We start from the raw sequence: 14,777 nt of genomic DNA, 5'->3' as shown, positions 1-14,777 counted from the left end.
TAACTTAACTCGTCGGTGATAAGATTTTCATTTGGCAAACTGTTTATAACATATTCTTGCAAATGCTTTTTACGCATTTACCTAAATGCCATAAGCATTCCAGTAAATGCCTTCCTTATTCATTCAAATGCTTTTCGCATGCATCCGAATGCCGGATCCTTTCATAAAGTTACTATAATCAATGAGTTAAAGATGCCGTGATCTTTACTTGAACTCTATTGATCTTTAGTGATCTAAAGAATTGATCTAACCTGTTGAAAACAATGATAAGTCCATATAAAACAAGGAATAGCGCTCCTTTATCAATATCTACAGATCGCAAACGGAAATGAAAGTGGGTTTACTATCATTGTTTTATTCAAGACAGTTTTTATTTTAATTTTATTAAGCAAATTTTTTGAGTTTACCTTTTAGATGTATCAGCCCTATTTGGCAAATTTGAGGTTCATGTATCATGTAGTAAACAGGAGGAAGATATGAACAACAGCAAACATACAGTCATTGAAGTGGATACTAATCTAGTTGAAATTGAAAAGGGATTTAATCCCCGAGAGGCGGTAATCGGAGATTTGTGTTACGAACAAGAACCTGTCAAATCGATGATTGTGTCAATCAAACAAGCCTTTAAGGAAGGAAGGCAGGTTGATATGATCAAGGTCGTAAAAAGAAAAGGTAAATATTTAGTTCGTCAAGGTCATACTCGTTTTCATGGCTTAAAATTAGCAATTTCTGAAGGTGCTAATATTCCAAAATTATCTGTTATCTTAATCGATTATAAAAACGAAATTGAAGAATACCTTGAGAACCTCGATGGTAACAGAAGCAATGGGCTAAATCCGGTTGGGCAAGCTCATGCATTAGCTCATGCTGTTAGTCTCGGGTATTCGGTTGAAGAACTAGCAATGCGATATCAACGATCAACTACCGCAATTCGTAATATGCTAAAAATCCTTGATATGCCATTAGAGCTTCAACGTTTGATTAGCCTAAATCTAATCAAAAAAACGCTCGCCATTGAAATAATGTTAAAATATTCCAACGATCACAAAATGGTTTTAAAACATATAGAAGGTTTCTTACCTGGCGTTAAGAATATTGAGACTACAACGAGCAAAATTGTAGGCATACCTGAACACAATGCAGCTGGAGCAGGACCAGACACCTTAAATAAAGGCGGACCAGAAAAGAAAAATTCGGCAGTCACACGTAAGACTTTGGGTATTAAGCGCCTCTCGCATAAGAAAACAGAACGGCTAAAATCTGAATTTCTTGAGCTTGTGGAAAGTACACATACGGAATCTATAACGAATACTCAAACAGAACTAAAATTTGGTAGAGATAGTGCACACTTGTTCAAAAATGTTGATAGTAAAAATGTAATATTTTCTGATGATGGTGTTCAAATAATCTTGAATGATGAAAAGCTAAATATTTTATTGTCTTTACTTAACGACGAAAATACAGCAATCATTCTTTCTAAACCAAAATTAGAAGAGCTTCTGGAAATTCGAGATCTCCTTAAGGAATAAAAACCCGAGGATTAGTTGAGTGATTAAACCTATAAAGCTGACTCTTATCGATAATTATAATGATTTGCTTCTAACTCATGAAGTCCTTAAACGCAACATGGAAGAGTTAGAACACGGTAAACGTTTTGACCAATTTCCTGAAGGGCATGACCACTATGAAAAAACTGTGAAAGAAGCTGTAGCAATCGTAGAGGCACGTTTGGAGGTGTTTCGAAAATGAAATCTCTTTTCTTTACTCTTGATGGTCATATGGTACCAGCCTCAGTGAATGTATCCCTTAACGGAGATGGAAATTATTATGCACCTATCGAAAGAGAATGTAACGAATGTGCGGGCACAGGCCACAAAGGGGCTGATGTATGTGAAAAGTGTCATGGGGTGCAAACAGTTGGACCCATTATTGAAAAATTAGTGGTACTAGAGCCAATTACCTTTCTCGATAACATTCCGGAACTGCGTGTTAACCCAACACTCGAAGCATGGAAATCCAGAAACCACGTACTTATTGAGAAAGCAAAAAAGGCTAACACTAAGTTTTCTAATAGTATATTGGCGCAACTAGACAATAACCGTTTTTTGACAGAACGCCAGCTGGATTGTTTCTTTACAACCTTTGATGTGATGTTGTCTGAAACTCCGGAAAATGAACAAGAAATTTTAAAACATAGCTACAATATCGGCCAGGTCATAAGCATTGAACTAACATTTACTGAAGTCAGGGCCGCGTACGCAAAAAGTAAAGGGAGTTATTTTTTTACATTTACTGGTAAAGTTAGAAATGACGGGATCGCTTTAACGGCCGATAAACAGGATCACATTTTATTGGGTGAACGTTATCATTTGACTGGAAAAGTCAGAAAATTCTATGATTTTGATTCGAAAAATTATGCTGCAATAACAGTTTTTAAGTTAAGTAAACTCCAAGACAGTTAAATGTTTTACTGCTTAAATATAGAGCCAAGACTTAAACTGTCGTTAGGACTCACTCACGTAATATTGTTGCTTACGCAATGGGTTTTATCCCTCATAAAGATCTGCGAGTATAAATCTTTTACATTTAAATTCCCCTCTATCACAACCTTTTCAATAGTAAAAAAATGATAATCTTATTAATTATAATTTTTAATTTTTTGTATACCAATACCATACAGTTAAGGCTAAAAGGTGATGATGGAGATGGACTTTAAAATGCACAATGATCTGGGTCTCGGTTTCATTTGTAAAAATGCAAGAACATCGTCAAAGCCAACGTTAAGAAAAGTTACTTTTCCGGTAAGCGCATATGAAACGTCTAAGCTTTCTTTAACCGGTTTTCAATGCCCCACAGCCTGCCGATTTCCTTTTTTTGTGCTATGCATGATAATCCATAACCATCTTTCGTCTGCATGCCCTATCAACCAAAATGAATGTTCAAATCATATATCGCAATTTTCTATCGACATTAAAGTACAAGATTGGCTTAGCCGTTCAAGAGTAGCGTTTATTGATTTCCATAATCTAAGAAATACAGATAAAACCACATTAATAACAGTGGAACATCTTGAAGCTTTACTTACTGTTATGTCAACTACTCTTGTCGCTTACGCTCCATATTCAAAAAAGAGACTTAACTTTAGCTTTCTAAATTCATTTACTTTGTCTAAAACTTCTCAAAGTTACACATTAACTTTCCCGGTAGTTCTCAGTCCGCTTTTAGATGCTCTTGGCGGTTTCATTCAGGAATGCATAACCGAAAAATTGTTAAAACGACGAAATTCGAATTTCATGGTTTACGAGTATCTTAAACGTTCAGGCCAGAGCTCTCATAAAGTGGAGGACATTAATAACGACTTACAGCTTAAAACTCTAAATATAAGACTTATGAGCGTCCTTACTGGGCTTTCTCAGCAAGGACTCATTTCATTTATTTGCGAAGGAAAGAGGGGCGACCGGAGAATAGAAGAGCTTCAGTTTATACCTTATGTTCAACGAACTCACCCTGAGGTATTAACTTTTCAGGAATGGATTAGCCCCGTTGATTAGAATTAACTCTATTTCAGCACGGCCAGTATTTCTGTTTCCGTTTTCCGTGTATTTGGCTTACTTCCTACGGATCGGTAAGCGCTGAGTCTGTGTATGACGAATCCACGCTCTTCATAGAGGCCCAAAGTGAATGGTGTCAGGCTATTTGATATCGCAACAGCAGCGCCTTTTCTGTGAGCGTCAACGAGCATATTTGCTAACAGCACGTGGTCGCTTTGGCTGAACGGTTTACCATCGTAACTGACAAAACTAGTTTTGCTTGTTTTGTCATATGGCGGATCACAATAAATCTGATCTCCTTCGCCGGTTGCGGCCAGAGTCTCCTCAAAACCAGCGGTGATCAGTTCAATACCTGAAAGACGAAATGAAAGGTAGTCTATTTTATTGAAGTCAAGCTTCAGTTCTGTATGTTTCCCCCAGGGCACTGAATAGATTCTTTCTGAGTTATAGCGGCACATACCGTTATAGCCCAGGCGATTCAGGGAGTAAAACAAAGCCGCTCTTTGAAGCGGTTGACCAGAAATACAGGTTTTGTTGAAACGGTCCCTCATCTCATAGTAGTCCTTTTCGACAAAGGTTTTATCCGCTAGGTTTTGGACCTGATTTATAAAGTTAGTTTTCTGTCTTTGAATAGTCCTGTATAGGTTGATCAAGTCTGGATTGCTATCTGCAAGCAATGCATTTTGTGCAAACATGTTCAGAAAAACGGCACCACCGCCTATAAAGGGTTCTACCCACCGGCAACTATGATCGTGTGGGTAGTGATGGCTGATGAAAGGCATCAGTTTCGTTTTTCCACCAGCCCATTTGATTATCGGCATGTGTCTGAGATGTCGAGTCAAAGTGTCTATACCTGAGAGAGAAATTTAGGTGCTGGTATCGTACCTAACCACGGGCTTTAACTAATAACTTAGGGAGCAAAAAAAAGTTGTTTAAGACGCACAGTTTTGACTTTCAGCATTGCGGATTTATAAGATTTTTCCTCACTGATACCTGAACTTTATGTTTTGGATTTATGTCTTTGTTTATGAAGCGATTTTGATGCCATCACAAGAAATGGGGAGCCCTCTTTTTTTGTGAAAAATCAGAATAGGCTCAAAAAGTACCTTTTTTGCGAAAAATTATGGATTTTTTTTTCGGTAGTATCCCCGCTACGCAGAAAGTAAGCAGAAAAATGTAACGGAGCCCCTATGAGTGTTTTACTGACAGAACCTACACAGCAAGCTAATGACAAGGTCTTTAAAACGGCCCATGTTGCCTTTTCAGTAGTTACTGGCACAGGTCGTTACGTCACTGGGCTTAAACAGTTCCGTGATGCAAACCCTGAACTTTGTACTGAAGTAAGTGACCAGAAAGCATGGGCTATCCACCCTTCAGTAATTCAGGTCACGCCAGGCTTCAACTCCCGCGAAATGGGAATGGGTGACGATTACTATAAGCTCCCTGAGGTTGAAGAACACATCTACAACATCAAGAATGCCTACATTCGAGGTGACTATGTAGACCCTATCCGAGTACGTGTCATTGATGGGGTACCTTTTGTTCGCCAGGGGCACTGCCGTTTAAAAGCCGCAATGATGGCATGTGATGAAGATCATGACATCACAATCCTTTGCGTTGAGATTAAAGAAGATGAAATTGGCTGTGAGCTCGCGACCATTGATGGTAACCGTGGTCTTGCGCTTTCTCCTGTTGCGCTTGGCGAGTCCTATCGTCGCCTACATTCTCTTGCTGGCTGGTCACTCGAACGAATTGCTCAACGTGAAAATAAAAGCCCGACGACCATCAGTTCTCTTATCCGCCTGACAACCTGTTCTGTTGTTATCAAGAAATGGATTCATGCTGACGCTATTTCGTATGTTAACGTGCTTTCACTGATCGATGAGCTCGGTGAAACAGAAGCAATTTCACGTATCAAGAAGATGATCGCGGAACTTGAGCAGGCCGATGCGAATGGCATCACGGTGAAAAAAACCCAACATGGTCAGGTACGAGTCAGACCTTCAGACTTCAAGCCAGCACGGATTCCGCCGGTTATTGCCACAAAAGCCGTAGAAGGCGTCAAACTCATCACCACCAGCTTATTACAGAAACTGGGGGATATTGAATTGCCGGAGATGACAGATTCAAGTGCTGACGAAGAAATCAACATTACGTTGAACCGCAGTACTCTGGAGATGCTGAGAAATCTTTCAAAAGAGATCACAGAATCAGAGAACAAGCAGCTTCGCCGTGCGGAGAATCGTCAGGCAAAACTTAATGGTGAGAAGCCAAAATACCCACGTAAAAAAAATGCTAAGAAGGCAGGGGAAGAGACCGATCAGGATACTGACCCACAGCCGGACGCAGAATAATTTACTTTTGGCAAAGTGTTGGTTTTGTCAGAGTCATTAAGGATTCAGGCTTTTTGCCCGCCTTTTTTAAACCTCCATGTATCGTTCTTGCCCCGTTTATGCGGGGCTTTTTTTTTGCTTCTTTCTATGAGTTGACATCTTTAAGTTTTATTCAGAGACATAAAAAACTTTTTCGTGTCACTGAACCTATTAGGTTACAGAGCGACGTTGCTATCCTGGTAAAAGTTTTTTCTAAAGGACCGGTAAAATGTCATCTCTTGATTCTGAAGCTAAACCCGATAATGCAGGTCACAGCGTACTGGCTTTAACAACCTCTCATAGCCTGGTGGTTAGCTCTTCTGAAACATTTCTTCCAGATATGCGCAAAGAGCTCGGCATTATCGCGGATCTTGTTGAGTCCTATAATGATGAACTCTGCTTGTTGAAACACATGGCTGTCCAGTTCAAAACCCACAATCACCAGAAACTTTATTCTTATCTCTCAGGCTACAACCACAGTATCTCTGAAGCGGATGCCTTGTTCGCGGAAAACGCTCTGAGATCTGAATACTGGAAACGCGTTATGGCACTCACTGATGTTTTGCCTATCATGTCGGATGCCAAACGTAACGAATGGGATAAGCAGTTTACGGCCGACCGCTATATTATGCCGCCTCAGGTGATCCCTGATTTCACAGCTGACGCTGTAGTAGGCACAGTCGTTGCTTTGCTTAATGACCGCAATCAATTTATTAAAGAAAGGGTTTACGACGTCTTCCAGTCTCTGAGCCGCAGTCATAAGACAAACAAAGCTTTTGGGTTCTCCACCCGCATGATCACTACCGGAGTTTGCGAGCCGTCTAAATACCCCTGGCAGAAATTAAGGGTGGATTTTAAAGAGTCTGGCATTTCACCACTGAGCGAGCTCCGCGTTATATGCGCATTCTTCCGTGGCGAACAGGTGAAGGCGATCCATAACACCAAATCATTGGTTGAGGCGTTGGTCGAACATGAGGGGTTCAGAAAATGGATCTGCATCGATGGCAACAGTATTCGTTTCAGGGTTTACAAAAATGGATCAATGCATATTGACGTCCACCCTGATATCGCCGAGCGGCTTAACAATATTTTATCAGCTATCGTACCGCTGGCATTACCTGCCGACCGCATGGCTCATAGCAAGAAATCTTTGGAGGCATTCCCTGTACTTAAGCAGTGCATCGACTTTGATACCCGGATGCAGCTTTCTGAACTAATGTTTAAAAATGACGGGGACAATAAATGGAGTTGCTGGACATCTTTAGGGTCTCTCGCCGAACGCAAATCTTCGAGTGTTGCCGCTGACACCCTTCGGTTCTTAGGGGCAACAGTAACAAAATACGATGTGACATTTTCCTATGATCCGTGTGAGGTTATTCGTTACATCGGCCAGATAGGGGAGATGCCTGATATTGTATCGCATCAGTTTTACCCTTCATCTTGCCGAATCAGCGAATATGTATATTCCCTGCTCGGTGCAGGGGAAGGGGATACCCTCCTGGAGCCTAATATTGGCCATGCGGATTTGCTTAAATCATTCCCTGCCGGTGTGATCGTTACTGGCATCGAGCTTGATACTTTGAATTGCCTTATCTCCCGGGCTAAGGGATACGATACGACAGAAGCTGACTTCCTCACATGGTCTAAGTCTAATCAACAGAAGAAGTTTGATTATGTCGTGATGAACCCACCTTTTGCCGATAACCGGGCCAGGCTGCATCTCCAGGCAGCTGCATCTCATCTCGCAGCCGGGGGATCTCTAGCAGCCGTTCTTCCATTATCTCTTCAGGGGCTCGATAACCTTCTGGGGGAAGAATTCCGGACGGAATGGATGGACGTTTTTGAGAACGAGTTTGAAAACACGACCGTTTCGGTTCGCATCCTGTACGCCGAACGTATTCAACAAGAGGAAGTCCTATGAGCAACCAACCCACCAGCCTGCCAGAAGAAGATATTGAGTTTGTTATGGATACCTTTCAGAGGAGCATGGGTAAATCCAAACCTGTCAGGGATACTCAAATAGAGGGCGAGAAACCGCAAAGTAAAGAGTCCGCAAACTCAACTGAAAACCCCGGTTATGAAGAATTCTTTTAATTACGCTCATGATATCCTGGTGCAGTTATTTAGAATGATATTTGAGGGATGGGGGACATTGTGATTAAAAGGCGTAACATTCGACGATCAGTTTATGGATTGCTTATTGTTCTTATCGCCGGAAATGTGTGGTTAGGCCTTAGAGCTGATAAAATTCATAAAGTGCGTTATCAGGATTTCTGGTCACCGGCAACTGTGATTAAAGTAACTGTAATGCCTTCAACGAATGAAATCCAGCTCAGTGGTAAAATCCCTAAATCGGTAAGAGTTTCAAACAATTATGTTGAGTACTCGTTACCGGGCACACTCTCGGACAAGACCATTTACCGAAGCGTGTTAGAAGATGAGATGCTCACTTTGCTTAATGCTGGAGGTCAACTTGAAGTTAAATACACTCTGGACAAGCAGACAAATCGAACTAAGGTATGCACTAAGTGCTTACGGGTGATTAAAGATATTAACCATCAATATTCAGCCACTGAGGTAAAGCATGGGCAGTCCTAAATTTGAAATTGCTGAGCAAATTAAAATGTGGATCGTTGTTTATCTAGTTTGCTTTTTAGCACTTTACTGTGTGTTAAGCGCTCTACATGCGCTTTATGATCCGCTAAATTTACCTGCCCTGACGTGGCCTATCAGCTGGTTCGTGGTGCCTGAAATGACAAGTTTTGGCAGTGCATTATTAGCTTTTGTCCTAACGCCAGGCCTTTGCTCTATAATTGCTGTTTTATTCGGTAAGTCTACCTTTAAAAAAGCTAAAACAAAAATATAGAGTTAATTAGATTGGTGGCTCAGGTTTATAAAACCTCTCACTAGAGAGGTTTATTTATTATTTTTGACTGAGATTAACAGCGTTTTCCATAAATGTATCAATAACAACCGTAAGAGACTGGCTGGTACCATGGCTATACTCAGGCCAAGGTAAAAAAGGATATGAAGAATACGCCATCAACATGATACTGGTTGGGCAACGCCAGTCCGTTGGAACACCTTTACTGTAATGGACAATCATAGCCGGGCGACTACAATCAATATCTCCAGCGTTTTTATCGAGTACGAAAGTAGCCAGAACGCCGGTGTCCTTCTGGGATACGAAAACAAGGCTGTCAGTAAAAATAAAGGCCATTAAGGAAGAGGCCAGGAAAGCGCCAGTAAATAAGGACTTCTTCTCTTTCCAAACGCGTCGAGCATATAACCCCATTAGCGCTACCGCTGAAACCATTCCGGACCACTGAGCACCCAAAGAAAAATCTGTTACTGTTTTAGATGTCATACTTTCATTAATAGTAATCATTGCGACAATGAATGGTGATGCAATTCCAAGTGTTGCTAGGACTATCAGCGATATTTCAGACCGGTTTTCTTTAGCGGATCCTTTACTTATTGCAGACATTGCTCTGAACATAACGAATGTACTGTTGAGCATCAGAAAACAGCATAAGAGCATGTATAACATTGGGTTTCCTCAACCTAGAAGTGATGGTTACCCTGTTATTTTACATAAATTTGACTCAACAGATGCTTTTAAAATCTCGCTTCCTTGAATTTAAAAACATATCAGCACAATTGGCAAACATAAAGGAGCAGCGTCTATCAAAAGTTACTTTTATGATTGGTTGAATACTCATTTTGAAGGCTAAAATCCAAAAAAGTGGGTACAAAAAGTTACTTTTGCGTCATCCAGATGCACTGCCGCCATTTTGCATTCTGTACGTTGGTTGCTTTCTCACTTGATGTCTCTTTTAACAGGCAAATTATCACTTTATCCGACCGGACCTTGTAGGCTGAATCCGTAGAATAAGGCTATAACCTATTCCCGGAGCATCATATGCGTAAAACTCTAATTGGCTGCATGGTTGCAACTGCCCTTGCTACTGTATCTTCGGCACATGCTCAGGTATTTAGCTACTCATTTACAGATACCAATAAGGCTGTTCGGAATATTAAGCCTGCAACACAAACATATCTTAATCCCGCTGGTGTTTTGACTCTGAACTTGATATCGGGTCTTGATCGGTACGAGCGAGTGACGGTCACACGAGACAGCGATAAAAAGGTTATGTATTCCTCCGTCTCGACCAAAACGAGCGTTGCAGATCGTATCGTTGCTGCCGATGGAACAGAATACTATGGAAAGGATATGGTTCTACCGGCGCTCGGAGAAGGGACCTTTACTGTAGTCAATGAAACTCTGGATATTCGCCAGACTGTAGTGAGCACATCTACTTATCATTTCATCGTTGATACAACTCCTCCACGCTATAAGAGTATTTATCCGAGTCAAAACGCAGGTTACGACATGGTACTTTCTGGGCCACTTTGGGAGTTGGGCCGAGGCGGTAGTGGCCAGTTTTCTATATTTGCAGACGGTATTGAGGATGCTAGTGGAATTGCCAAGATCCGTCTTGTCATTAAACGAAGTAATGGTTCTGTGGTCTCCGACAATAACCTGAGTTATGACACAGCCAATAAACGTGCGTTCTATCCGTGGATTAAAGATATGAACACCCAGGCTGGCATGCCCTCAAGTGATCTTGATGAAGAATTCACCTTCAATTTCATCGTTACGGACCTGGCAGGAAATACGCTTAACATTCCTCCCCAGCGGTTTTTATATGACGATCAAATGGGAGAATTTACGCCATTTGCAGTTCATGACTCACGTGTAAGCACCAGTGTTGTACCCGGCATTTCTTCGGGATACGTCCCGTTTAAACGAGGCCTTACAGTGCTGGAAAACCCCTACAAGTTGGTTATACGTATCCCAAGAACTAACTGGAAGCCATATCGAAATGGTGGCATGAGCATTACCAATAACTATGGCGGAGTACAGGTCCTTTCCGAAGATGCCACCTATGTCTACGTGGAAGTTAAGCTGCCACAGGGTGCCTTAGATGGAAACTACTATAGACCTGTGAATACATATCAATGGTCTGGAGGAGATCTTGGTCAGTATGCCAGCTGGCTCAACTGGGATCCTGCCTCTGTAAAGAGTCCGGCTTGGGGAAGTTCACCCATAGAACGACAAAAGGCTGATGGAACATGGTTCAACAGCGTAAACTGGAACCTGTTCAAGGCATCTGATATGCCTATAAAACTTACTAATATCCGGTTCAATGTACAGGCTAGGCCATATGATCAAAAAATCACTGGCGGAGCAACATGCAGTATTCCAGCTGGCTCAACAACCTGTACCGTCTCTTTGCCCCAGGATATTATAAATGGCACTACCGGCTATCTTCATAGTGGCTATGAAGTAAGGTCAACCACCGAAGCAACCTTCTTTGCCCCTATATGGGAGAATATAGCCTGGCATACACTGGGTCCCTCCGTCACTGGATTTGATTACATTGAAACCACCAACATTCTCCAGGTTTACGTGAATCAACCTGGAGATGGTTCATATTTCGACCATGTTTATGTAAATCGAGTTTGGTTGTCAGATAAAAACCGTAACAACGCAGAAATAAGCGTAACCGGCAAACAAACAGGTAGAAATATGGCGTCTGGGAACTACACGTATGAGTTCAACATGAAAGAGGTACCAGAAGGCAGTTATAACGTGGTAATTAATGCCCAAGATACATTCAACAATACCGGTAACCTCCCTTATCAAACTGTTGTCGTTGATAATACAGCACCATCTGTAAGTATTAGCTACGAAGGAAAACCGATCAGCAAAAACGTAACAGTATATGGGCTGGAGAACGTCCGTATACAGCTCACCGATGCTCTAACTAAACCATCCTTAAGCCGTATGACTCTTCGCGGTGGCCCTGTTTCTGATGCGGTGGAATTGTCTTGGGTGAATCTGGGAAACAACCTGTATGCACCTAATTATCCCAAGATCTTTCCGTCTCTTAATGAAGGCGAAACATACACTCTCACAGTTCAGGCCAAAGATGAGATGAACAACGTTAAAGAAAGCTCAGTCGAATTTAACTACCTTCCAAACAATCTCGTCAGGCTAGAGAATCTGAAAACCTTAGCTGTCAATGCTTCTCTCAAAACATCTGACAATACTCCTCTGGCTGTTCTGTATGCCAGCCAGCTGCGTAAAAAGGATGGTTCAATCGCTACAGGGCTTCAGGACGCAGTGCTTACTGTCCGTAAGGACGCTGCATTCGGCGTGACTGTAAATGGTGTTTCTGCGATGCCAGGTGAAAGCAAAGAGCTTCAACTGGATTTGGGGCTCGGGGACAGCCGTAGCTTTCCTATTTTCCCTGCTGTATCCGGCCTTACAGGCAGATCTGAGTTCATGATTAACATTGAAGAATTAAAATAAAGCAGGGCTGTTTTGCTGAAGCACAACGGCCGTCTTCTGATGCGCCGTAGCCCATGTTGTTGCAAATCAGTCCGACGTTCATTGCGTAAGTAACGCTTACTGCGGACCATGGTAGTGATTAGACTCACTACCATGGTCATTTCACCACATATCTTCTCTGCATTGCTCTTGTTGGGCAGACTAGTAACTCGTCACTAAATTGCAGCTTTTGTCTTGCTAAGTCGCTGGTATAACTGCACTACGAAATCGTCAAAAGATTTTATCCCTCATGTAGATCCAATAAATGATCCCAAAGGTGCCAGAGAGTACAAAGAAGATCCCGGTACGCTGTAGGCCGCATGGTTACTGGGCTGGAGCATTGTCACTGACAACAGTAGCGACATAAGTGACAACGGGAGTGACTTAAAAGACAATGGTAGAGACTATTTCGACGTTGGTAATGATTTTAAGTGACAATGGTAGTGAGGTTAGACTTAAACTTCCACTGTAAGGTAAGGTGACTCGCATTATTTAAATAAATTATTACTTTCAATTACTTGCGACACGAGTCTGCATGTATGCTTCTATTTCTCAAAAATTTATCCACCGAAAATGCCTGTGGCTGTGATTTAGCTTTGACGACAGTTTTTATCAGGGAGGCAAGTTGAGACCTGTATAAGAACTAAGCATTTATTTATCCCCATTTTCCACAAGGTAGTTCCAATAATTAGTACCTTAGTGTTCCTGATAGATCAAAAGAGATCCCCGCTGCCTCCAGGCCAGACGGCACAAGGCCTGAGACGTGATCAGTGACAACAGTAGTGATTATTTTGACATTGGTAGTGATTATTATAACGTTGGTAATGAGTTTTTTGACATCAGTAGTGATCAGAGCGACAATAGTAGTGACTTTTCATTAGATCTTTTTAACTTGATCTGATCCGTTGTTGATAAGAGTTGCAGGTCATTGTATGCAAAGAGTTTTTGCCAAGTTTTAATGAGTGGAGTCGTTTTTTTAGGTAGAACTTATGCACAGATATGGATCATCACAATGATCCATCCAGTGACATAGAGTTCGCTGGGGCTTACTATTCACCAATCTGTTTACACATTCAGTGATAACTTATTATGACTAAAGAGAAAGATACTGAGCAGCAGGACCTGGTCACCAGGGCTTTCTCTGTTAGAGAGAAAGAATCAGGTAAAGACATCATTTTGCGTCCTAACAGCAACCGTACGGTGCAGTCTATTGCTTTGATGCGGCTCGGGCTGTTCGTCCCATCACCAAAGAGTGTGGGGCGTCAAAATCGGGAATATAAAACGGTTGGCTTTGACGCAACGAAAGAGTTACAGACGCTCTCTTTAATGGAGAGCGAGGGGTTCACCAATATTTCAATTGTCGGTGAGCGTCTTGATATGTCAGTAGATTTTAAGACGTGGATGGGCATCATTCGAACCTATGCCAATCATCCGATTAACAATGACACGATAAGCTTAAAATTCACTGAATTCCTCAAGCTATGTACGCCTGAAAATTATCGCTCATCTACAGCGTCCAGAAAACGTATAGACGCCTCCTTACGCAGGTTAGCATCCGTTACCTTGTCGTTCACCAGTAATAACTCGTCCAAAGTCTATACAACGCATCTGGTACAGTCTGCCCTGTTAGACCCGGAATCAGATCAGGTTGTCCTTCAGGTTGATCCTAAGATTTTCGAGCTCTATCAATACGATCATAAGGTTTTGATGCAGCTGAAGGCAATTAAGGAGTTGGCCAAGAAGGAAAGCGCCCAGGCTCTCTATACGTTCATAGAGTCATTACCGCCAAATCCTATACCGATATCCCTTACTCGGCTGAAAAATCGTCTGAACCTCAAAACACGAGCAAATAGTCAGAATGCTACCGTGAGAAAGGCTCTTGAAGAGTTGGCATCGATAGGATACCTCCAGTACACCGAAATTAAGAAAGACGGAAAAGTATACTTCCAGATTCATAAGCGGGATCCCGATCTGAATTTGAACAATACTCAGCCTCCTTTAGAAGTGGTTGAAGATGAAGAAGAGAACTCAGGGTCTTCTGTTTTAGAAGGTGAGTTATGCCCACCAGCTGACCCGATAGACGGCGATGATGTTCTTACCGTCCATGATTTAACCGCTGAAGAACTGCGCTATATTCGTAGTCTTCGAAGCCAGAAAAAGAACAGCAACGCCAGCTAAAGTTAACCCGGCGGTTCAGGCTCCGGGTGCTAAATTACTTCTTCGATTTTCGTTAGTCCCAGCCCGCTCTTTCACGTCAACGGTAATGAGTCAAAAGTCATTACCGTTGTCATTGTTCTCTACCACCCTATGTAGATCGAGATTGCGAATTCAACGCTTTCTCCTGAGTCACCTGTTAACACCCGGTTTCTACGCTTTACTTCATTGGCCAGTACATCCAACGGAAAATATCGTAACGGGGTGACAATGGCAGTGAGTTGACCCACTCACTACCATCGA

Annotated in this window: 13 protein-coding genes; 11 read left to right on the top strand and 2 right to left on the bottom strand. The window is 42.0% G+C overall.

From position 1 onward, the window contains the following. Window positions 1-476 precede the first annotated feature (476 nt). The 4 genes from ACLHV8_RS23955 (at window position 477) to ACLHV8_RS23940 (ending at window position 3,551) form a co-directional block, all read left to right on the top strand. Window positions 477-1,529: a hypothetical protein gene (locus ACLHV8_RS23955; protein ID WP_001065778.1), complete on the top strand. Its 1,053-nt coding sequence runs from the start codon at window positions 477-479 to the stop codon at window positions 1,527-1,529. Window positions 1,530-1,548: 19 nt separating this feature from the next. After that, entirely contained in the window at window positions 1,549-1,749 is a 201-nt protein-coding gene (locus ACLHV8_RS23950; protein WP_000594930.1) for a hypothetical protein, read from the top strand. Continuing rightward, complete coding sequence (locus tag ACLHV8_RS23945) at window positions 1,746-2,462, top strand: zinc finger-like domain-containing protein (protein WP_000838219.1); 717 nt, start codon at window positions 1,746-1,748, stop codon at window positions 2,460-2,462. The genes ACLHV8_RS23950 and ACLHV8_RS23945 overlap by 4 nt, the downstream gene beginning before the upstream one ends. Before the next feature lie 234 nt (window positions 2,463-2,696). Next, entirely contained in the window at window positions 2,697-3,551 is an 855-nt protein-coding gene (locus ACLHV8_RS23940) for a hypothetical protein (protein WP_000970401.1), read from the top strand. 8 nt (window positions 3,552-3,559) lie between these two features. Here the strand turns inward: ACLHV8_RS23940 and ACLHV8_RS23935 are convergent, their stop codons facing one another. Next, window positions 3,560-4,372, bottom strand: a complete 813-nt coding sequence (locus ACLHV8_RS23935) for a DNA adenine methylase (RefSeq protein ID WP_001121574.1) — start codon at window positions 4,370-4,372, stop codon at window positions 3,560-3,562. 369 nt (window positions 4,373-4,741) lie between these two features. Between ACLHV8_RS23935 and ACLHV8_RS23930 the strand changes: the two genes are divergently transcribed. The 5 genes from ACLHV8_RS23930 (at window position 4,742) to ACLHV8_RS23910 (ending at window position 8,789) form a co-directional block, all read left to right on the top strand. Then, the gene (locus ACLHV8_RS23930) at window positions 4,742-5,905 is read left to right on the top strand and encodes a hypothetical protein (RefSeq protein WP_000114860.1); all 1,164 of its coding nucleotides are present in this window, start codon (window positions 4,742-4,744) and stop codon (window positions 5,903-5,905) included. 247 nt (window positions 5,906-6,152) lie between these two features. Then, window positions 6,153-7,844: a DUF4942 domain-containing protein gene (locus tag ACLHV8_RS23925; RefSeq protein ID WP_000096325.1), complete on the top strand. Its 1,692-nt coding sequence runs from the start codon at window positions 6,153-6,155 to the stop codon at window positions 7,842-7,844. Continuing rightward, on the top strand, window positions 7,841-8,017 hold the full coding sequence (locus ACLHV8_RS23920) for a hypothetical protein (protein ID WP_000070862.1): 177 nt from the start codon (window positions 7,841-7,843) through the stop codon (window positions 8,015-8,017). Before ACLHV8_RS23925 ends, ACLHV8_RS23920 begins: the two co-directional genes overlap by 4 nt. 60 nt (window positions 8,018-8,077) lie before the next feature. Next, on the top strand, window positions 8,078-8,521 hold the full coding sequence (locus ACLHV8_RS23915; RefSeq protein ID WP_001805248.1) for a hypothetical protein: 444 nt from the start codon (window positions 8,078-8,080) through the stop codon (window positions 8,519-8,521). Beyond that, window positions 8,508-8,789: a hypothetical protein gene (locus ACLHV8_RS23910; RefSeq protein ID WP_000535423.1), complete on the top strand. Its 282-nt coding sequence runs from the start codon at window positions 8,508-8,510 to the stop codon at window positions 8,787-8,789. Before ACLHV8_RS23915 ends, ACLHV8_RS23910 begins: the two co-directional genes overlap by 14 nt. 57 nt (window positions 8,790-8,846) lie before the next feature. On the opposite strand, the gene ACLHV8_RS23905 is transcribed toward ACLHV8_RS23910, so the two are convergent. Further along, window positions 8,847-9,473: a hypothetical protein gene (locus ACLHV8_RS23905; RefSeq protein ID WP_000966518.1), complete on the bottom strand. Its 627-nt coding sequence runs from the start codon at window positions 9,471-9,473 to the stop codon at window positions 8,847-8,849. 372 nt (window positions 9,474-9,845) lie between these two features. Here ACLHV8_RS23905 and ACLHV8_RS23900 point away from each other — a divergent pair, with 372 nt between their 5' ends. Together ACLHV8_RS23900 and repHI2 are read left to right on the top strand one after the other, a co-directional pair. Next, the gene (locus ACLHV8_RS23900; protein WP_001232713.1) at window positions 9,846-12,302 is read left to right on the top strand and encodes an Ig-like domain-containing protein; all 2,457 of its coding nucleotides are present in this window, start codon (window positions 9,846-9,848) and stop codon (window positions 12,300-12,302) included. 1,107 nt (window positions 12,303-13,409) lie between these two features. Beyond that, entirely contained in the window at window positions 13,410-14,498 is a 1,089-nt protein-coding gene (gene repHI2 / locus ACLHV8_RS23895; RefSeq protein ID WP_000159528.1) for an IncHI-type plasmid replication initiator protein RepHI2, read from the top strand. Window positions 14,499-14,777 lie beyond the last annotated feature (279 nt).

It is taken from the genome of Enterobacter sp. CPE_E863 (assembly GCF_046521465.1).
Classification (GTDB): Bacteria; Pseudomonadota; Gammaproteobacteria; order Enterobacterales; family Enterobacteriaceae; genus Enterobacter; species Enterobacter adelaidei.
Note: the sequence above shows the minus strand (reverse complement) of the source record. Positions and strands in the feature narration are given on the sequence as shown.